Source organism: Stenotrophomonas sp. PAMC25021, from assembly GCF_004795795.1.
GTDB classification, from domain to species: Bacteria; Pseudomonadota; Gammaproteobacteria; order Xanthomonadales; family Xanthomonadaceae; genus Stenotrophomonas; species Stenotrophomonas muris.
On the sequence record NZ_CP039255.1, the window covers coordinates 1,220,176 to 1,240,506 of the forward strand.

Consider the following 20,331-nt stretch of genomic DNA (forward strand, 5'->3'; position numbering starts at 1 on the left):
CCAGGGCGTGCCCTTGGAGAGGGACTTGGGCTCAGTACTGGGCGCTGAGGGTCAGGCCCGAGAAGGTGCTGTACGCCTTCACCCGCACATACCAGGTGCCGGCGGCAGGGCTGTTGATGGTGCAGGTCTCGCTGTTGCCGCTCAGGTACGGACGGCAGGTGTAGGTGGTATCGGTCGGGGCACTGCCCTGGCGCACGTACAGGTCGGCATCACCGCTGCCGCCACTGATTGCCACGCGCAGCTGGGTGCTGCCGGCCGGGACGGCGACGGTGTAGTTCAGCTCGGCACCGGTCGCGGCGCCCAGGCCGGTCACCGGCACATTGTTCTGCAGCACGTTGCCACCCGGGTTCGGGTTGCCACCGCCGTTGATCGCTGCGGTGACCGCCGCGTTGGCGTCGATGATGCCGGCGCCGCAGCCCCCCGAGCAGGCGCCCGGCAGCGGGCGTGCGGTGCTCTTGATGATGCTCTCGACCTGCGCCGGGCTCAGCGGGCTCGGCGCCACCGACTGCATCAGGGCCACCACACCGGCCACATGCGGGGCCGCCATCGAGGTGCCGTTGTAGGACGCGTAGCTGGCGCTGCCCGGCGTGGTGGTGCCGGTGTTGAGGGTGGACAGGATGCTCTGGCCCGGGCCGGAAATGTCGATGCCGGCACCATAGTTGGAGAAGCTGGCCCGCGCACCGGCCGAGGTCGTGGCCGCCACTGCGATCACATTGGCGCAGTTGGCCGGCACCGACGAGGACACGTTGGTGTTGCTGTTGCCAGCGGCGACCACCACGGTGGTGCCGCGGCTGACCGCGCCGTTGATCGCGTTCTGGTAGGTGGCCGAGCAGGTGCCGCCCCCGCCCAGCGACATGTTGATGACTTCCGCCGGATTGGCATTGGCCGGCACGCCACTGACGGTGCCGCCGGAGGCCCACACGATCGCATCGGCGATGTCGGAGGTATAGCCGCCGCACTTGCCGAGCACGCGCACCGGGACGACCTTGGCGTTGAACGCCGTGCCGGCCACGCCGGTGCTGTTGTTGGTCACCGCCGCCACGGTGCCGGCGACGTGGGTGCCGTGCCAGCTGGAGTTGGACGCCGGGATGCCCGAGCCGCACTCGTTGGCGCCATACCAGTCGCCCTCGTCGTTCGGGTTGCTGTCGCGGCCACCGCCATCGCGCGCCATCGCGGCATCGCTGATGAAGTCATAGCCGGGCAGGATGTTGGCGTTGAGATCGGGATGGTTGGTGATGCCGGTATCGATCACGGCCACCACCACGCCGGTGCCGGTGGCCTTGTCCCAGGCCGGCCGCACGTTGATCGACGCGTTGGAGGTACCAAAGCCCCACTGTTCGCTGAAGCGGGTGTCATTCGGGGTCAGCGTCGCACGCATGATCTGGTCGACTTCGACGTATTCCACGTTCGGGTCGGCGGCCAGCTTGCGCATCAGCAGCTCGGATTCAGCCTGGTCAAGCGGGCGGTCGGTCCTGACCAAGGTCGGGCCGACGGCCAGCTTGCGGACCTGCTGCAGGCCCAGCGCACGGCCCTGGCTGCTGGCCAGGCCGGCGGCGGCACTCTTCAGCGAAGAGGCCAGTGCGGTGGTGTTGGCCACCGGCGCACTGCCGTCGCGGTACTTCACGATGAAGCGCTGGTGCGTCGGCGCAGACTGCAGGCCGCTGAGCTGGACGTCACCGGCCAGCGCAGGCGTGGCCAGCAGCAGCGATGACAGAACGGACGCACCAAGGACCACCCACACTCGACGCACACGCGGTTGCGTTACCTGGGACATCGTATTTCCCTTTCTAGTGGTGTGAATGCCGGAATCGGCAGAAGCACCGGCCCGAACCATGGGCTGGCTTGCGTTGGCGAGGTTCGAAGTCCGGCGAGTCAGCGGATCCCCCTATCGATCCGCCGTGCAGATGACGCTAATGACCAAAACCGGACACCACAAGATTTTCAGCGTCTTTTCAGCAAGATGAAATGTTCGTTCTGAGACTTCCCGGGTCGAGGGTTTGTGAAGGTGAAGGAACTTTCTCATCTTCTGCACACACCTGACTGGGTCATCACCTATCCTGCGATGACTTTGCCGACATCGGCATCCGCCGATTCGGGGTCGGAGTGGGGGGTCAGATCCCTTTTCCCACGGAAAAGGGATCTGACCCCACCCACCTGTCCACAACGCAGAAAGCCCGTCACAGGGACGGGCTTTCCAGAAACGCAGCCGGGCGTGGGCTCGGCTCTACAGTTCAGCGTGAGCGATCAGCCCAGCTTGACCAGCCAGTTGTGCCGGTCCGGCAGGCGGCCGTACTGGATGTCGGTCAGTTCCTTGCGCAGCGACATGGTCACTTCGCCGGCCGGCGCGTTGATGTCGCCCACCGAGAAACCCTCGCCCTTCAGCTGGCCGATCGGGGTGACCACCGCCGCAGTGCCACAGGCAAACACTTCGCTGATCGCACCGGAGGCCACGCCGTCCTTCCACTCGTCGATGCTGACCTTGCGCTCTTCGACCTTCATGCCACGGTCGCGCGCCAGCTGCAGGATGCTCTCGCGGGTGATGCCCTCGAGGATGCTGCCGGACAGTTCCGGGGTGACCAGCGTGCCGTCCTTGTAGACCAGGAACACGTTCATGCCGCCCAGTTCTTCCAGGTACTTGCCTTCGACCGGGTCCAGGAACAGCACCTGCGAGCAGCCCTGCGCCTGCGCCTTCTGCTGCGGCAGCAGCGAGGCGGCGTAGTTGCCACCGCACTTGGCGGCGCCGGTGCCGCCCTTGGCCGCGCGCGCGTATTCGGTGGACAGCCAGATCGACACCGGGGCCACGCCCTTGGCAAAGTACGGGCCGGCCGGGCTGGCGATGACGTAGTAGCCGGCCTTGTGCGCGCCGCGCACGCCGAGGAAGGCTTCGTCGCCGATCATGAACGGGCGGAAGTACAGGCTCGACTCGTCGGCCGACGGCACCCACTCGCTGTCGACGGCGATCAGCTGCTTCAGCGATTCGACGAAGATCTCCACCGGCAGTTCCGGCAGCGCCAGGCGCTGCGCCGAACGCTGCAGGCGACGGCCGTTGGCATCCGGGCGGAAGGTCCAGATCGAGCCGTCAGCATGGCGGTAGGCCTTGATGCCTTCGAAGATCTCCTGGCCGTAGTGCAGCACGGCCGCGGCCGGGTCCAGCTGCAGCGGGCCGTAGGCACGCACGCTGGCGTTGTGCCAGCCGGCATCCTTGTCCCAGCGCACTTCCACCATGTGATCGGTGAAGTGCAGGCCGAAGCCCGGCTTCTCCAGGATCTTGGCGCGCTCTTCAGCGCTGCGCGGGTGGTCCGAACGGGTGACGGCGAAGCTGGGAATGGACTGGGACACCGGAGGATTCCTGTTCTGGTTGCGGGTAGTGCCGGGCCCGCGTCACTGCGGGCCCTGGGTCAAAGCATGCCGGTCTCGAGCCGCGCCGCCTCGGACATCATGTGCTGGTTCCACGGCGGGTCGAATACCAGGTCGACGTCGGCCTCGGCCACCGTCGGGATCATTTCAAGCTTGCTGCGCACGTCGTCGACCAGGATCTCGCCCATGCCACAGCCCGGTGCGGTCAGGGTCATCTTCACGTCGATCTCGCGCTTGCCTTCGTCCAGATGCTTGATCTCGACTTCATAGACCAGGCCCAGTTCAACGATGTTGACCGGAATCTCCGGGTCGAAGCAGGTGCGCAGCTGCTGCCACACCAGTTGTTCCACCTGCTCATCGGTGGCGTCGGCCGGCAGCTCGAGCGGTGCCGGCGCCTCCTTGCCGATGGCGTCGCCGTCCTTGCCGGCGATGCGGAACAGGTTGCCCTCGACGAACACCGAATAGCTGCCGCCCAGCGCCTGGGTGATGTACCCATAGCTGCCGGCAGGCAGGGTCACGGTATCGCCCTGCGGGACCATCACGGCCTCGCAATCGCGTTCGAAGTGGACAGGTTCGCTGCTACGGGAATACATGGGGACCGATATGGGGCCGTGGCCGGGGCCACGCAAGACGGCATTCTAGCCCAGCCGCCCCGGCACCGCCGGTGCACTGCGGCAAACCACAGTATCCTGTGGGTGATCTTCAGGGAGCTTCGATGTCCTCCATTGCCACGCGTGCCAGGACCGTCACCTGGCTCTGGTCCCTCATGCTGTTGCTGGGTCTGCTTGTTGCTCCCCTCGCCTGGATGGTCCTGGCGCTGATGACCGGCCGACAGGTCGGCTGGATGGCGGTAGTGTCCGCCCTGGAACTGGTGTTCATGCTGCGCCTGGGCACACTGGGCCCGGGCCGGTTGCGCATCGCCCTGGTCGTGCTCGGCACTCTGCTGGTGGCCGCCGTGGCCAACTGGGCCATCGCCAGCGCCTGGATGGGCGGCTCGATCGGTCTGGACCTGTGGGACGCCACCACGCGGATGGGCCCGCACCTGGCCTGGACCCTGATCAACCTGGCCAATGGCGCGATGGAATGGCTGTGGCTGGCCGTGGCCGTGGTCGTCGGCGCCTGGCTGGCGCGCTGAGCGCGTAGATCCACGCCACGCGCGGATGGGGGGTAGTGCCGGCCGCTGGCCGGCAAAAGCGTGCGGACCAAGGCCCGCACCTACCAGATGCAACCACCACGCGCGGATCCGGTAGTGCCGGCCGCTGGCCGGGAAAGGGATCAGAGCCCTGTCCTGCGGAAAGGGATCCGACCCCGGTCTTCAATGCCCGCCGTCGAGCGCCTTCAGCTCGCTCACCAGCGAGGCGGCCGCTTCGGCGCCGTCGCCATAGAGCATGCGGGTATTGTCAGCGTAGAACAGCGCATTCTCGATACCGGCGAAGCCGGTGCCCTTGCCGCGCTTGATCACCACCACGTTGCGCGCGTTGACCACGTCCAGCACCGGCATGCCGTAGATCGGGCTGGCCGGATCAGTACGCGCGACCGGATTGACCACGTCGTTGGCACCGATCACCAGTACCACGTCGGTGTTGGCAAACTCCGGATTGATGTCATCCATGTCGGCGATCAGGTCGTAGGGCACGCCCGCTTCGGCCAGCAGTACGTTCATGTGCCCGGGCATGCGCCCGGCGACCGGGTGGATGGCGAACTTCACCTTCACCCCGCGCTGGCCCAGCCGCTGCGCCAGTTCCCAGATCTTGTGCTGGGCCTGGGCCACGGCCATGCCGTATCCAGGCACGATCACCACGCGTTCGGCGTAGGCCATCATCGCCGCGACATCCGGGGCTTCGATCGGCTTCTGCGCGCCGCTGATCGCCTGCGCTTCGCCACCAGCACCGCCGCCGAAGTTGGAGAACAGCACGTTGCGGATCGGCCGGTTCATCGCCTTGGCCATCAGCCGGGTCAGCAGGATGCCGGCCGCGCCGACCATCATGCCGGCGATGATCAGCGCCTCGTTGCCCAGCACATAACCTTCGAACGACACTGCCAGGCCGGTGAACGCGTTGTACAGCGAGATCACCACCGGCATGTCGGCACCGCCGATCGGCAGCGTCATCAGCACGCCCAGCGCCAGTGCCAGCACGAAGAAGGCGACGATCGCCCAGGCACTGAGCGTACTGGCCGCGATGATCGCCAGCACCACCACCGCCAGCGCCACCAGCAGGTTCATCACCTGCTGGCCGGGCCAGGTCACGCGCTTGTCCAGCCGTCCATCCAGCTTGGCCCAGGCGATCACCGAGCCGGACAGCGACACCGCGCCGATCGCCGCGCCGACCACCGCCAGCAGCAGCATCGTGCCGGACGGCTGGCGCGCGGCCAGGTCGGCCAGCGCCTGCGCGCTCCAGTGGCTGGTATTGCGGTGGGCCAGGAAGGCATAGCGCAGCAGTTCCACCGCGCCGATCGCCGCCGCCGAGCCGCCGCCCATGCCGTTGTACAGCGCCACCATCTGCGGCATGTCGGTGATGGCAACCTTGCCGGCCGACCACCAGGCCAGGCCCGCACCCAGCAGCAGTGCCACCAGGATCAACGGCACGTTGTGCAGTTCGGGCAGGAAGAAGGTGGCCGCGGTGGCCAGCAGCATGCCCAGCCCGGCCCAGCGGATGCCGCTGCGCGCGGTCAGCGGCGAGGCCATGCGCTGCAGGCCGAGCAGGAACAGCGTGGCGGCGACCAGGTAGCTGGCCTTGACCAGCCAGTCGAGCAGTTCGACGGTGCTGATGTTCAAGCCTGCGGCTCCTTCGGTTCGTCCTTGCCGCCCCTGGGCGCGCTCGGCTTGAACATTTCCAGCATGCGCGCGGTGACCACGTAGCCACCGGCGGCATTGCCGGCACCGAGCACCACGGCCAGGAAGCCCAGTACCTTCTCCAGCGGCGTCTGCGCATGCCCCAGTACCACCATCGCGCCGATCAGCACGATGCCGTGGATGAAGTTGGAGCCCGACATCAGCGGGGTATGCAGGATCACCGGCACCCGCGAAATGATCACGTGGCCGGCGATGGCTGCCAGCATGAAGATGTACAGCGCTACGAACCCGTCACTCACCGGCAACGCTCCTGCTCTGTCTTCGTCGGCCCATCATAACCATGGGCTGAACCCGGCGCGCACCCGGTGTCAACCGGAGCGCCGCTCACGCGTTGTCGATGGTGACCCCGAGCGAGGAACCGTACCCTGTGCTGGTGAGCAGCCCCGCCCCCCCGAGCGCCGAGACCGATGCCCTGCCGGCATCGCTGGAGGCATTCCTGGCCAGCGTCGGCCCGCGTGCGTTCCGCTTCGCCGAGGCCGGCCTGCGCCAGCGCGAAGACGCCATGGATGCGGTGCAGGACGCGCTGCTGCGCATGCTGGATTACACCGACAAGCCGGCCGCCGAATGGGCGCCGCTGTTCTGGAGCATCCTGCGCCGCCGGGTGATCGACCTGCAGCGCCGGCGCCGCTTCCGCCTGCCGTTCTGGCGCGACAACCAGGACGCGGAAGGCGGCGAGATCGACTGGGCCGATCCCGGCCCGGACCCGGCACAGGCACATGAGCAGCGCCAGCAGTACCAGCAGCTGGTGGACGCGTTGCGCACCCTGCCCGCCCGCCAGCGCGAGGCCTTCACCCTGCGCGTGCTGCAGGACCTGGACGGGGCCACCACCGCCCGCGCCATGGGCTGCAGCGAAGGCGCGGTAAAAACCCATCTGGCACGCGCCCGGCAGGCGCTGCAGGACTACCTGGAGACCCACCCGTGAACCGCTCCCTGCCTTCCGATGACACCCTGCGCCGCCTGCACGCGCAGTCGCTGCAGGCGCTGTCGCCGGCAACGCTGGCCCGGCTGCGCCAAGCTCGCCACGGCGCCACGGCCACCACCCATCGTGGGCGCTGGCGCTGGTGGCTGGCCAGCGCCTGCTCACTGGTGGTTGCACTGGGCATCGGCCTGCAGTTCACCGGCCATGGCACGCTTGCGGGTCCGCCGCCGGACCCCGTGCTTGCTTCAGTGGAAGACAACGGCGCGCTCTACGACGAGAATCCCGATCTGTACCTGTGGCTGGGCGATACCGACCTGGCGATGGAGTAAATCATGTCCCGACTGCTTGCCCTGCCACTGCTGTTGACCCTGGCGCTGCTGCCGGCCGTTCCGGCGCTGGCGCAGAACGCCACGCCCGCCCCTGCCGCACCGGTCGCGCCATTGCCTGCGTGGGAGCAATTGAGCGAATCCCAGCGAGAGTCCCTGCTGGCGCCGCTGCGCGACCGTTGGAACAGCGCTGATGCCGGCCAGCGCCAGCGCATGCTCTCGCACGGCCAGCGCTGGCAATCGATGAGCCCGGAGGAGCGCGACAAGGCCCGCCGCGGCCTGCGCCGCTTCGAGCACATGAGCCCGGAACAGCGTGAACAGGCACGCGCCCTGTTCGGGCAGATGCGCAACATGCCGCCGGCACAGCGCGACGCGCTGCGCGAGCGCTGGTCGCAGATGACGCCGGAGCAGCGCCGGGACTGGGTGCGCGACAACCCGCCGCCGGCGAAGCCGCGGTAAGGCCCCGGGGAACTGGGTCAGAGCCCTTTGCTGACGCAAAGGGATCCGACCCCTGGCAGATTGCGGGAGATCGGGGTCAGATCCCTTTGCCAGAGGCAAAGGGATCTGACCCCACGTCATTCATGCCTGCCAGCGCGTCTTTGCCAGCAGCTCGTCGTCCCAGTCGAAACCGAGCCGCCCCTCGCGCACGAACAGCGCAACGAAGTTGAGCAGGTTGCGCGCATACATCTCACTGGCCTGGGTCGCGCCGCGACTGGCCAGGCCCAGCGGACCATCGATGGTCACGCCCTGGTGTTCGATGCAGTGCCCCGGCTGGGTCAGTGCACAGTTGCCGCCGCTCTCGGCCGCCAGATCGACAATGACGCTGCCGGTGGCCATGCCCTCCACCATCGCGGCGGTCACGATGGTCGGCGCCGGCCGACCGGGTACGGCAGCCGTGCAGATCACCACGTCCACGCCGCGCAGGTGGTCGGCCAGCCGACGCTGCTGCTCGGCGCGCTCCTCGTCGGTCAACGCACGCGCGTAGCCGCCTTCACCGGCCGCGCTCACGCCAAGATCGAGGAAGCGCGCACCCAGTGACTGGATCTGCTCGCGGGTTTCCGGGCGCACATCGAAACCTTCCACCTGTGCACCGAGGCGCCGCGCGGTGGCGATGGCCTGCAGGCCCGCCACGCCGGCACCGATCACCAGCACCTTGGCCGGCCGCACGGTGCCAGCGGCGGTGGTCAGCATCGGGAAGAAGCGCGGCGCGCGTTCGGCGGCAATCAGCGCTGCCTTGTAGCCGGCCATGCCGGCCTGCGAACTGAGTACATCCATCGCCTGCGCGCGGGTGGTGCGCGGCAGCTGCTGCAGCGGGAACAGCTGCAGGCGATCATCGGCCGCCAGCGCGGCCAGCGCCGGATCGTTGGCCGGTGCCAGCAGGCCAACCACGCTGGCACCGGGCCTGAGCTGCTCCAGCACCGTCGCAGGAGGCGCCTGCACGCACAGCAGGATATCGATCTCGGCCCAGCGGCCCGCGTCGAAGACACGTGCGCCGGCGTCGTCATAGGCGGCATCGGTGAAGCCGGCGGCCAGCCCGGCGCCGGCCTCGTACCAGACCGTAATGCCGAGGGCACCGAGCTTGCGCGCGGTTTCCGGTGTCAACGCCACGCGCCGTTCACCCGGCGCGGTCTCCTTGATCCCCAGCAACGCCACGGCCATGCAGGTCCCCGCTGATCGGTGAGTTTTCCCGATCCTAGCAGGCAGCCAGCACTCAGTGCAGGGTGGTGCTGCCCGGGTCAAGGCGGTCGATCACGCCCTGCATGGCGCTGTCGAAGGCGCCATCGTCAACGTGGGCACGCAGGCGGCCGAGCCGCACCATCACCGCCAGCTCTTCTGGCGAGGCCACGCAGAAGCGCACGCCGCGACGGTTGACGAACAGCAGGCGCGAGGAAATCGGGCTGACCCAGGACAGCTTGCCCGCCTGGACCTTGCCGTCCTTGTCGACGAAGTCCAACCAGTTGCCGATTTCCATGCGTCGGAAGCGGTCGGCATCGGCGTTGTCGAAATCGTCGGCATCGATCTGCCCGCTGAGTTCCACCGCTGGCGATTCGGCCACCGGCGGTGCCGGCAGCGCGACCTGCGGCAGCTCGGGCAGCGCGCGCTGCAGTTCCGGCCGCGACTCGGCGATGCCCTGCAACGTGTCGTGCAGGGCGTCGATCGCACCGGTAGCCGCATCGCCGTGCACACCGACGCTGGCAAACACCTTGGCCAGCACCGGCTGCCAGGCCTGCAGCCATGGCTTGCCGACAATCTGCCGGCGTGCCTCGGCCACTTCCTCCAGCAGGCCGTCGCCGAGGCTCAGTGCCTCGGCCACCGACGCGCCTTCTTCGCCCTCGCGCAGCAGCGCCAGGGTCAGGTGGTGCTGCCAGGGCTGGCGCAGGAACTCGGCAATGGCCGGCGGAAGGGTGGCATCACCGATGCGACGATCCAGTTCCGCACCGGCCCGGGTGCGGGCCATTTCCAGCTTTTCCTGGCCGCGCTGCGTTTCTGCGGCGCGACGCTCGGCGATTTCCACGCGGCGGCGATGCTGCACCAAGAACTCGCGGAATTCTTCTTCCAGGGTCAGGAAGATCGCCAGGTTCTCGTTGAACTCGGCCACCAGGCGCTCGATGATCTCCTCGACCTTGGCCATCAGCATGCGCTCGGCCTGGCTCTCGCCGGTGTTGCCCTCACAGGCCTCGGCCAGCGAATTGAGCAGCTTTCGCGCCGGATGGGTCTTCTGCACGAACATGCGGCGGTCGAGCATGGCGACCTTGACGAAAGGCACGACCAGGCGGCCGATCAGTTCGCGCGAGCGGCCTTCCAGTTCACGCTCGTCCAGCATCACGTCGAACAGCATGCCGACCAGGTCGATGGCATCCTCATCCTGCGGGTCCAGCCGGGTCTGGCCCGGATCGACGCCGAGCTGGGTGGCGCTGGACAGCACTTCGCTCTTCAGCCGCTGCGCCAGCGATTCGCCGTCCTCGCCGATGGCTGCACGCAGCGTCGCGCTCGGCGTGGCCTGCAGCAGCGACAGCACCGACATCATTTCGCGCTGGCTGAGCGGGCGCTGCTGGCCGACCGCCACCTGTGCCGCAGACGTGGCGTCCTCACGCACATGGCGGGTCTGCTGCAGCAGTTCGTGCAACGCTTCCAGCAGCATGCCTTGCTGGCCGGCGTAGGCCTCGCCGGCGGCGCCATCATCGCCGCCCAGGTGCTGCTGCATATGCCCGCGGCGCTCGGACCAGCGGGCGGCAAAGCGCTGCGCCCAAGCCGGTGCGGCCTGCTCGTCATCGCTGAACCCCGGATCGACGCCCGCGCCGTGGCGATGCTCGACCAGGTCATCCAGCATCCCGGTCATGCGCGGATCCGGTGCCGGCGGTTGTGGGCGCTGCGGAGCCCCCATCTGCGACATCACGCCGGCTGCGGCCAGCTGCTCGTCCAGCTTCTCGTAGATGCGGCCGACCGGTGCACGCAGGTCGCGCTCGCACAGCTTGATCAGCACCAGATGCACTTCCGGGGCCAGTTCGCAGCCGGCAAAGGCCTCGTGGATGGCCACGCCCAGATGTTCGGGGCTGATGGGATTGTGGTCGGCGTCCAGTTCCACGCCGCCGATCAACCGGCCCAGGCGGCGGTCCAGCCGCGCCAGCACCGGCTTGAAGTCACGCAGCAATACAGTGGCGAAATTGCGCACCGCCAACCGCGATTCCAGTACGTGTTCGGCCAGCAGGCTCAGGCCATCCTCGGCCGGCCCCGACAGGGTCGCCTCGGCCGACAGCGGCTCACCGGCCGCCAATGCGGCCCACGCCTGCTGCAGGTGGCCGGCGAAGGCGGCAGCGATCTCCTCACGGCGGCGGCGCAGTTCGCGCATCGCGTCCAGGAACAGCAACTGCGACGAGCCGGCATTGCCGGCGCGGTCGAACAGGGCATCGTCGAATCGCGCCAGTGCGGCCCCGAAGGCCTGGCACAGCGCGGGCAGGACCATGTCCCGGGCAAGCTGGAGCTGGGCCGGGTCACGGCCCGGCGATCCCATCGGTGTGGGCACGCTCATCATTCGGGAAGGCTCCCCACCTTCTCTGGTACGACAGACAGCATGGACATCGCGACGACCGGCACACCCCATGTACCGGAACGTCGATGGTAGGCCGGCCAGCCCGTCACGGACAGTGAAACAGTCCTCACTTCAAACCTCATGACCGGCGGCCCGGCAAGAGGGGTATCGTAAGCCGTGCAAGGCCCACGAGGCGAGGGGAAGCGGCTGTCCGTTTCCCGCCAGTGGCATGATGTTCATCACAGTTTGGTATTCAGGGGCCGGACGCGACACAGACGGCGTCATTGACCACCCCGACTATAATCAAACACCCGTGATGACCGGTTCAGACTCCATGCCCGACCCCGCTGCCCTGCTCGCCCTGGATGCCCGCCGCTCAGTGCCTTCGCGGCAACTGGGCGAGCCCGGCCCGGACCCGGCCACCCTGCAGCGGATGCTGGCGTCGGCCGTGCGCGTGCCCGACCACGGCAAGCGCGTGCCGTTCCGCTTCCTGAAGATCGCCGGCGATGCACGTCACACTCTGGGCGACTTCCTGGCCAAGCGCAGCCGCCAGCGCGACCCGCATGCCGGCGAGGCCGTGTTCGAGAAGGACCGCCAGCGTTTCAGCCACGCCCCGCTGGTGATCGTGGTGGTCGCCAGCCCGCGCCCGGACCCGAAGGTGCCGGAACAGGAACAGCTGATGACCGCCGGCTGCGTCTGCTTCGCCCTGCTGCAGGCCGCGCAGGCGCTTGGCTTCGGCGCACAGTGGCTGACGGCCTGGATGGCCTTCGATCCGGTCGTGCAGGCCCACCTGGGCCTGGTCGAGGGTGAACGCATCGCCGGCTTCATCCACATCGGCACCGCCAAGGCCGACGTGCCCGAGCGCGAGCGCCCCGACCCAGCGACCCTGCTGCAGGACTGGACGCCGCCGGCATGACCCTGCCGGCACCGCCGCCGTCGCTGTACCTGGTCGATGCCAGCATCTACGTGTTCCGCGCCTGGCACTCGCTGCCGGACCAGTTCCAGGACGCGCAGGGCTGGCCGACCAATGCTGTGCACGGCTTCGCCCGCTTCCTGCTGGACCTGCTGGAGCGCGAGCGCCCGCGGCACATCGCCATTGCCTTCGACGAAGCGCTCGACAGCGGCTTCCGCCACCGCCTGTATCCGGCCTACAAGGCCAACCGTGATCCGGCACCGGAAGCGCTCAAGCGCCAGTTCGTGCACTGCAAGGCGCTGTGCGCGGCGTTGGGCCTTGCCGTCCTCGCCCACCACGACTACGAAGCCGACGACCTGATCGGCAGCGCACTGCACGTGCACCGCGGCAGCCATCGCGGGGTGATCATCTCCGCCGACAAGGACCTGTCGCAGCTGCTGCTGGATCACGACGAACAGTGGGACTACGCCCGCAACCAGCGCTGGGACGTGGCCGGCGTGAAGGCACGGCACGGCGTGCACGCGCACCAGATTGCCGATTACCTGGCGCTGTGCGGCGATGCGGTGGACAACATTCCCGGTGTCAGTGGTGTCGGCAGCAAGTCCGCCGCCGTGCTGCTGGCCCATTTCGGCAGCTTGGATGCGCTGTACGAACGCCTGGACGAAGTGCCGTTCCTGCGCCTGCGCGGTGCCGCCCAGATGGCGGTGCGCCTGCGCGAGCAGCGCGAGCACGCCCTGCTCTGGCGCCAGCTGACCACCATCGCGCTGGACGCGCCGCTTGAAGGCAGCCAACCCGGCCTGCTGCGCCAGACCGCCGACCCCGAGCTGCTCGGCGGCCTGTGCCAGACCCTGCGCTTCGGCCCGATGACCCGCCGCCGGCTGTTCGATGCCGCCGGCGTACCCGATATTCTTCCCACCCACAGCGAGCCCGCATGAGCCAGCGCAACACCGAAGCCCCGCGTGTCGTCTATGAAGGCAAGTACCAGCGCATGCTGGTACGCGGCACCTGGGAATACAGCGAACGTACCCATGCCGGTGGCCTGGCCGCGATCATCATCGCGGTGACCCCGGAGGACAAGGTGCTGTTCGTCGAACAGTTCCGCGTGCCGCTGCAGGCCCCCACCATCGAGATGCCGGCCGGCCTGGTCGGCGACATCCACGCCGGCGAATCGATCGAAGTCTCGGCCGTGCGCGAGCTGGAAGAAGAAACCGGCTGGACCGCCGATCACGCCGAAGTGCTGATGATCGGCCCGACGTCCTCCGGCGCCAGCAGCGAGAAGATCGCCTTCGTACGCGCCACCGGCCTGCGCCGGATCGGCGACGGTGGCGGCGATGACAGCGAAGACATCACCGTGCACGAGATTCCGCGCGCGCAGGCGGCGGCCTGGCTGGTGCAGAAGATGGGCGAAGGCTATGAGCTGGATGCCAAGCTGTGGGCGGGCCTGTGGATGATCGAGCACCACCTGGACGGGCGCCCGCGTGGCTGACGCCGATCTGCACGTACTGCCGGCGCTGCTGGGCGCCGACGACCCGGCGATCTATACCCTCCACCGGCCGCAGGGCGCCTCGCCGTACCTGCTGCTGGCCGATCACGCCGGCCAGCAGGTGCCACGCGCGCTGACCGGGCTCGGCCTGGCCCAGGCCGAGCTGGACCGCCATATCGGCTGGGACATCGGCATCGCCGGCACCACCCGCGCACTGGCCGAACGGCTGGATGCATGGGCGATCGAACAGACCTATTCGCGGCTGCTGATCGACTGCAACCGCCCACTGGCCTCGCCGACGCTGATTCCGGAAGTGAGCGACCACACCGTGGTCCCGGGCAATGCCAGGCTGTCGGCTGCACAGCGGCAGCAGCGCATCGATGCGATCCACGCGCCCTACCATGCGCGCATCGACGCGGAACTGGATGCACGCCGCGATGCCGGCCGCCCCACCCTGCTGGTGATGATGCACAGCTTCACGCCAGTGATGAACGGCACGCAGCGGCCGTGGCACGCCGGCGTGCTGTACCACCAGGACACGCGCTTTGCGCATGCACTGCTGCAGGCACTGCGCGATGAAGGCGACCTGGTGGTGGGTGACAACGAACCGTATTCGGTCAGCAGCACCAGCGACTACGCGGTACCGGTGCACGGCGAAGGGCGCGGCCTGGTGCACGTGGAACTGGAGATCCGCCAGGACCTGATCGCCGATGCCGCCGGGCAGCAGGCGTGGGCGGAGCGGCTGGCGCGGATCTTCAGCGCCTTGCAGCCACAGTTGCTGGCGTTCGGTTGAACGCTCTTGGACCCATCCCGTATCGGTAGTGCCGGCCGCTGGCCGGCAACCTCAATGATCCAACCACCCCGAGGTTGCCGGCCAGCGGCCGGCACCACCGCAGGCGTGGCACATCCACCTACGGCAGCGCCTTCAATCATGCCTCGTTGACCGGGCAGACGGCAGCAGCCGATTCGACCGGCGCCGGGCGCAGGCCCAGCGCGATCACCACGCCGAGCGCGGCGAACAGCGCGGCGCCGTACTGCGCATTGACCATGCCCTGCAGCGCATCAGGGCTGGTTGCCTCCTGCGTGCCGCGCGCGGCGTTGGCCACCATCACCAGTACCGCCAGTCCCAACGCGCCGCCGATCTGCTGTGCGGTGGCGGCCATGCCGGACGCCACACCCTGCTGCGGCCCCGGCACGCCCTGCCCGGCCACGATCCACATCGCCGTCCAGCTCATGCCCTGGCCCACGCTGAGCACCACGATGCCCGGCAGCAGCGGCCAGTAACCGGCGCCATGCGGCATCGCCAGCGCCACCGCAGTGATGCCGATGGCACCGGCCGCGAAGCCCCAGGCCAGCACCTGCCGTGGCGAACGGCGCCGCAGCATGCGTTCGGCAATGCGGATGCCGAAGGTGCACACCACGGTCGGCAGCAGGAAGGCCATGCCGGCCTGCAGCGGGCTCCAGCCGTAACCATCCTGGAAGTAGAGCGCCAGGAAGTAGTACTGCACGCCATAGCTGCTCATGAAGGCGAAGGTCAGGCCGAGTGCCGCGCGCAGGCCGGGCAGGCGCAGCAGCGCAAACTGCATCAGCGGGTCACGGCTGCGCTTTTCGATCTGTACGAACACCGTCAACAGCACGGCTGAAAGCAGCAGGCAGATGAGCGTGGCCCGTGCCGTCCAGCCCCACTCCGGCCCTTGCACCAGGGTGGTGACCAGCAGGCTGCCGCCGGCGGTGACGGTGAGGCAACCGGCCAGATCGAAGGAACGGCCCTGCACACGCGGGCCATCGGCCGGCAACCACGCGCCGGCCGCGACTGCACAGGCGGTGGCCAGCGGAACGATCACCGCCAGCACCGCCGGCCAGCCGAACGCCTGGGTCAGCACGCCACCGAGCAGCGTGCCCAGCGCCAGGCCGACCGCACTGGCCATGCTCCAGATCGCCAGTGCGCGGTTGCGCACCGGGCCTTCCGCATACAACGTGTTGATCAGCGCCAGCGTGGCCGGGAACAGCAACGCGGCACCGATGCCCTGCGCCGCGCGCGCGATGATCAACAGGGTGGCATTCGGCGCCAGCGCGCCGAACAGCGACGCCAGCGCGAACAGCAGCATGCCCAGCCGGTAGAAGCGGCGGCGGCCGATCAGGTCGGCGGCGCGCCCGCCCAGCAGCAGGCTGCCGCCGAACGCCACGGTGTAGGCACTGACTACCCATTGCAGCTGCTGCGCGTTGATCTGCAGCGCGCGGCCCATGTCGTGCAGGGCGACGAAGATGATGGTGGCATCCAGGGCGATGATCAGCTGGGCAGTGGCCAGCAGGGTCAGCGCCCAGCGCGGGTACTTGAGGGGAGGCATCGGCGGTCTGGCGCGGTGGGGGAGCGCAGTCTCATTGATGCGACCGAATCAATAAACCCCCTGCCAGCCATATCTGTCATGATTTTCATCATGAATGGAACTTCGATGGACCTCAATGCAGTGCGCATGCTGGTGCAGGTGGCCGAAGCCCGCAGTTTCACCGTCGCCGCCGGGCAGCTGGGCCTGAGCCAGTCCGGCCTGTCGCGCGCGATCGGCCGGCTGGAGGCCACGCTGGGGGTGAAGCTGCTGCAGCGGAACACCCGCAACGTGGCGCTGACCCCGGATGGCCGCCAGTTCGTCGATCAGGTGGCACCGCTGCTGTGTGGCCTGGAGGATGCCGAACGCCAGTTGGCCGACCGTCCCTGCACGCCCGCGGGCACCCTGAAGATCAGCGCGCCCTCGATGTTCGGGCGCAAGGTGCTGGTACCGCTGCTGGCGCCGTTGCTGCAACAGCACCCGCAACTGCAGGTGGAGGCCGTGCTCAGTGACCGTCTGGTCGATCTGGTCGAGGAAGGTTTCGATGCCGCCCTGCGCACCGGCGTCATCGCCGACCAGCGCATCGTCGCGCGCCCGCTGCGTCCGCTGCGCTGGGTGACGGTGGCCAGCCCCGCGTATCTGGCCCGCTGTGGCGCACCGGACGATGTGGCCGCGCTGCGGGATCACGCGTGCCTGGCGGTGCGCAACCTGCGCAGTGGCCGGCTGGTGGACTGGCAGTTCCTGCAGGAGGGCCAACTGCGCGACTTCACCCCACCGACGCGGATGGTGTTCGACAGTGGCGATCCGCTGGTGGAAGCGGCCATCGCCGGCATCGGCATCGTGCAGGTGATGGATTTCGCGGTGGCCGACGCGCTGGCTGACGGCCGCCTGCAACGCGTGCTGCAGCCGCTTGAAGGCCGCAGCCGCGCGCTGTCGCTGATCTACCCACCGTCGCGCCAGCACTCGCCAAAGCTGCAGGTGCTGGCCGACGCGTTGCTGGCCGGGGATTGGTAAATCCACGCCATGCGTGGATGAAGGTTTCGGCGGGGTCAGAACCCTTGGGTATCCGGTAGCGCCGGCCGCTGGCCGGCGAGCCACATCGGCCGGCGGCGAAACGGACCGGCAAGGCATTGCCGGCCAGCGGCCGGCACTACCGATCAGGCGAAGCCATCGGTGGCGCGCACCAGCGCGTCCACGTTCTCGGCTTCGAACGCCGAATGGCCCGAGGCCTTGGCTATCCGGTAGCGCCGGCCGCTGGCCGGCGAGCCACATCGGGCGGCGGCGAAACGGACCGGTAAGGCATTGCCGGCCAGCGGCCGGCACTACCGATCAGGCGAAGCCATCGGTGGCGCGCACCAGCGCGTCCACGTTCTCGGCTTCGAACGCCGAATGGCCCGCGGCCGGGGTGATTTCCAGCTTCGCCTTCGGCCACACCTTGGTCAGGTCCCAGGCGTTGGCCAGCGGGCAGACCACGTCGTAGCGGCCATGCACGATCACGCCCGGGATGTCGGCGATGCGGTGCGCGTCGCGCAGCAGCTGGTCTTCCACCTCGAAGAAGCCACCGTTGACGAAGTAGTGGTTCTCGATGCGGGCGAAGGCCAGGGCGAAGTGCGGGTCTTCGTGGCTGTTGATGAAGTCATCATCGACGTGCAGGAAACTGGTCGCGCCTTCCCACACCGCCCACGCCTTGGCGGCTTCCAGGCGGGTGGTTTCGTCGTCGCTGGTCAGGCGGCGGTGGAAGGCCGAGATCAGGTCATGCCGCTCCACCGACGGGATCGGCTTCAGGTAATGCTCCCACGCATCCGGGAACAGGCGGTTGGCGCCTTCCTGGTAGAACCATTCCAGCTCCCAGCGGCGCAGCATGAAGATGCCGCGCAGGACCAGTTCGGTCACGCGCTGCGGATGGGTCTCGGCATAGGCCAGGGCCAGGGTCGAGCCCCAGCTGCCACCGAACACCTGCCAGCGATCGACCTTCAGGTGCTCGCGCAGCTTCTCGATATCGGCGACCAGGTCCCAGGTGGTGTTGTCCACCAGGTCCGCGTGCGGGGTGGATCGACCCGCACCACGCTGGTCGAACAGGATGATGCGGTACTTGGACGGGTCGTGGAACTGGCGCATCTTGTCGCTGCAACCACCGCCCGGGCCACCGTGCAGCATCACCACCGGCTTGCCGTCCGGGTTGCCGCACTGTTCGAAATACAGCGTGTGGCGGTCGTCGACCTTCAGGGTGCCGACGTCGTAGGGGGTGATGGCGGGGTACAGCGTACGCATGCTTGCAGCTCCAGGGTGATGCCCTGCCGGGGCAGGAGAACCCCCATTCTAGGCCGGTCGCCGGCCCAGGGTGATGCGGTCGCGCTGCTCCAGGTCCTGCACGGTCTGCACCTCGGCAAAACCGGCGGCGTCGAACAGCGCGCGGATCGCCGCGCCCTGGTCCCATCCGTGCTCGATCAGCAACCAGCCACCGGGCAGCAGATGCGCCTGGCCGCCGTCGATGATGCGGCGGATGTCATCCAGGCCGTCCACACCGGACGCCAGCGCGGAGGCCGGTTCGAAGCGCAAGTCGCCCTGTCGCAGGTGCGGGTCGTCGCTGGCGATGTACGGCGGATTGCTCGCAATCAGGTCGAAGCGCATGCCCTGCAACGGCGCGTACCAATCGTGCCCGCCCTCGGCGAAGCGGACGTTGCGCAGTTCATGGCGCGCGGCATTGCGCGCGGCCACGGCCAGCGCACCCGGGCTGGCATCGGTGGCCAGCACCTGTGCCTGTGGCCGCTCGCTGGCCAGCGCCAAGGCGATCGCGCCGCTGCCGGTGCCCAGGTCAGCCAGCCGCAGCGCACGGTCCTGCGGCAGGCGTTCCAGCGCCAGCTCGACCAGCAGTTCGGTCTCCGGGCGCGGGATCAGCGTGGCCGGATCGACCTCCAGATCCAGCGTCCAGAATCCGCGGCGGCCGGTCAGGTAGGCGACCGGCTCGCCGGCCACGCGGCGGGCCAACAGCGTCTCGAAGGCGGCCTGGTCGGCGGCGGCCAGCGGATCGGTGGCATGCGCGAACAGCCAACTGCGTGGGCGGTCCAGCACATGCAGCAGCAGCAGCTCCGCCTCGTGGCGGGCTTCGACGCCGCCCAAGCGGGCACTGGCGTCGGCCACGATCTGGCGCAGGGTGGGTTCGGTTTGGAAAGGCATTCCGCAATTGTAGAGCCGAGCCCACGCTCGGCTGCTTCTGGAACAGCCGAGCATGGGCTCGGCTCTACAAAATCGGAATCCGTTCAGTTTCCTCCGGACGGGATAAGGAGGGGCTATCGGCCCCAGGCAGCGGTCCGGCGAGATTTTCCTTGTCACACAGTCAGTTGCAGGATGAAAGCGGCCGGGTTCAGTGCCTGCTAAGTGCCTTTTGATAGACTCCATCTATCAAATAGATGCAATCAATGCATTGTTCTTATCGCCAGCGAATGGGTAACCTAGCTCCTGTCGATTCACCCACTCCCCTTCACCAAGAGGAAAAATGATGTCCCTCATCAACACCCAGATCCAGCCGTTCGAAGCCAACGCTTACCACAACGGCGAGTTCATCAAGGTTTCCGACGCCAGCCTGAAGGGCCAGTGGTCCGTCCTGATCTTCATGCCGGCCGCCTTCACCTTCAACTGCCCGACCGAGATCGAGGACGCAGCTGACCACTACGCCGAGTTCAAGAAGGCCGGCGCCGAGGTCTACATCGTCACCACCGATACCCACTTCTCGCACAAGGTGTGGCACGAGACCTCGCCGGCCGTCGGCAAGGCCCAGTTCCCGCTGGTCGGCGACCCGACCCACCAGCTGACCAACGCTTTCGGCGTGCACATTCCGGAAGAAGGCCTGGCCCTGCGCGGCACCTTCATCATCAACCCGGAAGGCGTGATCAAGACCCTGGAGATCCACTCCAACGAGATCGCCCGTGACGTGTCCGAGACCCTGCGCAAGCTGAAGGCTGCCCAGTTCACCGCCGCCAACCCGAACCAGGTGTGCCCGGCCAAGTGGAAGGAAGGCGAGAAGACCCTGACCCCGTCGCTGGACCTGGTCGGCAAGATCTAAGGCAGTACCGGCCTGCCGTGGCCCCACGCCGCGGCGCGCCCTTCATCCCCGTGCCGGTCCCC

The 20,331-nt window shown here is 68.1% G+C and carries 20 protein-coding genes; 10 read left to right on the forward strand and 10 right to left on the reverse strand.

Annotated features, from left to right (window positions below):
• Window positions 1-31: 31 nt before the first annotated feature.
• The 3 genes from E5790_RS05930 to sufT form a co-directional block, all read right to left on the reverse strand.
• Complete coding sequence (locus E5790_RS05930; RefSeq protein WP_049440131.1) at window positions 32-1,774, reverse strand: S8 family peptidase; 1,743 nt, start codon at window positions 1,772-1,774, stop codon at window positions 32-34.
• 470 nt (window positions 1,775-2,244) lie between these two features.
• Entirely contained in the window at window positions 2,245-3,339 is a 1,095-nt protein-coding gene (locus tag E5790_RS05935) for a branched-chain amino acid aminotransferase (RefSeq protein WP_014646022.1), read from the reverse strand.
• Between the two features lie 59 nt (window positions 3,340-3,398).
• On the reverse strand, window positions 3,399-3,950 hold the full coding sequence (gene sufT / locus E5790_RS05940; protein WP_005415385.1) for a putative Fe-S cluster assembly protein SufT: 552 nt from the start codon (window positions 3,948-3,950) through the stop codon (window positions 3,399-3,401).
• A 122-nt stretch (window positions 3,951-4,072) separates the two neighbouring features.
• On the opposite strand from sufT, the gene E5790_RS05945 reads away from it, so the two are divergent.
• Complete coding sequence (locus tag E5790_RS05945; RefSeq protein WP_046429036.1) at window positions 4,073-4,492, forward strand: hypothetical protein; 420 nt, start codon at window positions 4,073-4,075, stop codon at window positions 4,490-4,492.
• A 180-nt stretch (window positions 4,493-4,672) separates the two neighbouring features.
• Here E5790_RS05945 and E5790_RS05950 read toward each other — a convergent pair whose 3' ends face one another.
• The gene (locus tag E5790_RS05950) at window positions 4,673-6,133 is read right to left on the reverse strand and encodes an NAD(P)(+) transhydrogenase (Re/Si-specific) subunit beta (protein WP_111206816.1); all 1,461 of its coding nucleotides are present in this window, start codon (window positions 6,131-6,133) and stop codon (window positions 4,673-4,675) included.
• Window positions 6,130-6,450, reverse strand: coding sequence for an NAD(P) transhydrogenase subunit alpha (locus E5790_RS05955; RefSeq protein WP_111206815.1), 321 nt, complete (start codon window positions 6,448-6,450; stop codon window positions 6,130-6,132). Before E5790_RS05955 ends, E5790_RS05950 begins: the two co-directional genes overlap by 4 nt.
• Before the next feature lie 98 nt (window positions 6,451-6,548).
• Here E5790_RS05955 and E5790_RS05960 point away from each other — a divergent pair, with 98 nt between their 5' ends.
• The 3 genes from E5790_RS05960 to E5790_RS05970 are packed head-to-tail and all read left to right on the forward strand — an operon-like array spanning window position 6,549 to window position 7,915.
• Window positions 6,549-7,133 (forward strand): RNA polymerase sigma factor, encoded by a 585-nt coding sequence (locus E5790_RS05960; RefSeq protein WP_080052964.1) that lies wholly within the window; start codon window positions 6,549-6,551, stop codon window positions 7,131-7,133.
• Window positions 7,130-7,459, forward strand: coding sequence for a membrane protein (locus tag E5790_RS05965; RefSeq protein ID WP_032956964.1), 330 nt, complete (start codon window positions 7,130-7,132; stop codon window positions 7,457-7,459). Before E5790_RS05960 ends, E5790_RS05965 begins: the two co-directional genes overlap by 4 nt.
• A gap of 3 nt (window positions 7,460-7,462) precedes the next feature.
• The gene (locus E5790_RS05970) at window positions 7,463-7,915 is read left to right on the forward strand and encodes a DUF3106 domain-containing protein (protein ID WP_014646015.1); all 453 of its coding nucleotides are present in this window, start codon (window positions 7,463-7,465) and stop codon (window positions 7,913-7,915) included.
• Window positions 7,916-8,035: 120 nt separating this feature from the next.
• Here the strand turns inward: E5790_RS05970 and E5790_RS05975 are convergent, their stop codons facing one another.
• Window positions 8,036-9,115: an NAD(P) transhydrogenase subunit alpha gene (locus tag E5790_RS05975; protein WP_014646014.1), complete on the reverse strand. Its 1,080-nt coding sequence runs from the start codon at window positions 9,113-9,115 to the stop codon at window positions 8,036-8,038.
• 52 nt (window positions 9,116-9,167) lie between these two features.
• Window positions 9,168-11,489, reverse strand: coding sequence for a DUF1631 domain-containing protein (locus E5790_RS05980; protein ID WP_041863077.1), 2,322 nt, complete (start codon window positions 11,487-11,489; stop codon window positions 9,168-9,170).
• A gap of 331 nt (window positions 11,490-11,820) precedes the next feature.
• On the opposite strand from E5790_RS05980, the gene E5790_RS05985 reads away from it, so the two are divergent.
• Genes E5790_RS05985 through E5790_RS06000 form a run of 4 tightly spaced genes read left to right on the forward strand, consistent with a single transcriptional unit; the run spans window position 11,821 to window position 14,675 of the window.
• The gene (locus tag E5790_RS05985) at window positions 11,821-12,402 is read left to right on the forward strand and encodes a nitroreductase (protein WP_014646012.1); all 582 of its coding nucleotides are present in this window, start codon (window positions 11,821-11,823) and stop codon (window positions 12,400-12,402) included.
• Window positions 12,399-13,334 carry a 5'-3' exonuclease H3TH domain-containing protein gene (locus E5790_RS05990; protein ID WP_014646011.1) on the forward strand — a complete coding sequence of 312 codons (936 nt, stop codon included), beginning with the start codon at window positions 12,399-12,401 and terminating at the stop codon, window positions 13,332-13,334. Before E5790_RS05985 ends, E5790_RS05990 begins: the two co-directional genes overlap by 4 nt.
• On the forward strand, window positions 13,331-13,885 hold the full coding sequence (locus E5790_RS05995; protein WP_049408489.1) for an NUDIX hydrolase: 555 nt from the start codon (window positions 13,331-13,333) through the stop codon (window positions 13,883-13,885). The genes E5790_RS05990 and E5790_RS05995 overlap by 4 nt, the downstream gene beginning before the upstream one ends.
• Window positions 13,878-14,675 carry an N-formylglutamate amidohydrolase gene (locus tag E5790_RS06000; protein ID WP_014646009.1) on the forward strand — a complete coding sequence of 266 codons (798 nt, stop codon included), beginning with the start codon at window positions 13,878-13,880 and terminating at the stop codon, window positions 14,673-14,675. Before E5790_RS05995 ends, E5790_RS06000 begins: the two co-directional genes overlap by 8 nt.
• Before the next feature lie 136 nt (window positions 14,676-14,811).
• Here the strand turns inward: E5790_RS06000 and E5790_RS06005 are convergent, their stop codons facing one another.
• Window positions 14,812-16,230 (reverse strand): MFS transporter, encoded by a 1,419-nt coding sequence (locus tag E5790_RS06005; RefSeq protein WP_032956978.1) that lies wholly within the window; start codon window positions 16,228-16,230, stop codon window positions 14,812-14,814.
• Window positions 16,231-16,335: 105 nt separating this feature from the next.
• Here E5790_RS06005 and E5790_RS06010 point away from each other — a divergent pair, with 105 nt between their 5' ends.
• Window positions 16,336-17,220 carry a LysR family transcriptional regulator gene (locus tag E5790_RS06010; protein WP_014646007.1) on the forward strand — a complete coding sequence of 295 codons (885 nt, stop codon included), beginning with the start codon at window positions 16,336-16,338 and terminating at the stop codon, window positions 17,218-17,220.
• Window positions 17,221-17,535: 315 nt separating this feature from the next.
• On the opposite strand, the gene pip is transcribed toward E5790_RS06010, so the two are convergent.
• Window positions 17,536-18,477, reverse strand: coding sequence for a prolyl aminopeptidase (gene pip, locus E5790_RS06015; RefSeq protein ID WP_111206814.1), 942 nt, complete (start codon window positions 18,475-18,477; stop codon window positions 17,536-17,538).
• A 48-nt stretch (window positions 18,478-18,525) separates the two neighbouring features.
• Window positions 18,526-19,383 carry a peptide chain release factor N(5)-glutamine methyltransferase gene (prmC, locus tag E5790_RS06020; RefSeq protein WP_111206813.1) on the reverse strand — a complete coding sequence of 286 codons (858 nt, stop codon included), beginning with the start codon at window positions 19,381-19,383 and terminating at the stop codon, window positions 18,526-18,528.
• Window positions 19,384-19,705: 322 nt separating this feature from the next.
• On the opposite strand from prmC, the gene ahpC reads away from it, so the two are divergent.
• Window positions 19,706-20,269, forward strand: coding sequence for an alkyl hydroperoxide reductase subunit C (gene ahpC, locus E5790_RS06025; protein ID WP_005408159.1), 564 nt, complete (start codon window positions 19,706-19,708; stop codon window positions 20,267-20,269).
• Window positions 20,270-20,331: the final 62 nt, after the last annotated feature.

Excerpts from the sequence above, each read along its gene's own strand:
- E5790_RS05945 (WP_046429036.1), top strand. The coding sequence starts at position 4,073 with ATGTCCTCCATTGCCACGCGTGCCAGGACCGTCACCTGGCTCTGGTCC.
- pip (WP_111206814.1), bottom strand. The coding sequence starts at position 18,477 with ATGCGTACGCTGTACCCCGCCATCACCCCCTACGACGTCGGCACCCTG.
- E5790_RS05970 (WP_014646015.1), top strand. The coding sequence starts at position 7,463 with ATGTCCCGACTGCTTGCCCTGCCACTGCTGTTGACCCTGGCGCTGCTG.
- E5790_RS06010 (WP_014646007.1), top strand. The coding sequence starts at position 16,336 with ATGGACCTCAATGCAGTGCGCATGCTGGTGCAGGTGGCCGAAGCCCGC.
- sufT (WP_005415385.1), bottom strand. The coding sequence starts at position 3,950 with ATGTATTCCCGTAGCAGCGAACCTGTCCACTTCGAACGCGATTGCGAG.
- E5790_RS05990 (WP_014646011.1), top strand. The coding sequence starts at position 12,399 with ATGACCCTGCCGGCACCGCCGCCGTCGCTGTACCTGGTCGATGCCAGC.
- E5790_RS05930 (WP_049440131.1), bottom strand. The coding sequence starts at position 1,774 with ATGTCCCAGGTAACGCAACCGCGTGTGCGTCGAGTGTGGGTGGTCCTT.
- prmC (WP_111206813.1), bottom strand. The coding sequence starts at position 19,383 with ATGCCTTTCCAAACCGAACCCACCCTGCGCCAGATCGTGGCCGACGCC.
- E5790_RS05980 (WP_041863077.1), bottom strand. The coding sequence starts at position 11,489 with ATGATGAGCGTGCCCACACCGATGGGATCGCCGGGCCGTGACCCGGCC.
- ahpC (WP_005408159.1), top strand. The coding sequence starts at position 19,706 with ATGTCCCTCATCAACACCCAGATCCAGCCGTTCGAAGCCAACGCTTAC.
- E5790_RS06005 (WP_032956978.1), bottom strand. The coding sequence starts at position 16,230 with ATGCCTCCCCTCAAGTACCCGCGCTGGGCGCTGACCCTGCTGGCCACT.
- E5790_RS05975 (WP_014646014.1), bottom strand. The coding sequence starts at position 9,115 with ATGGCCGTGGCGTTGCTGGGGATCAAGGAGACCGCGCCGGGTGAACGG.
- E5790_RS05960 (WP_080052964.1), top strand. The coding sequence starts at position 6,549 with ATGGTGACCCCGAGCGAGGAACCGTACCCTGTGCTGGTGAGCAGCCCC.
- E5790_RS05995 (WP_049408489.1), top strand. The coding sequence starts at position 13,331 with ATGAGCCAGCGCAACACCGAAGCCCCGCGTGTCGTCTATGAAGGCAAG.
- E5790_RS05985 (WP_014646012.1), top strand. The coding sequence starts at position 11,821 with ATGCCCGACCCCGCTGCCCTGCTCGCCCTGGATGCCCGCCGCTCAGTG.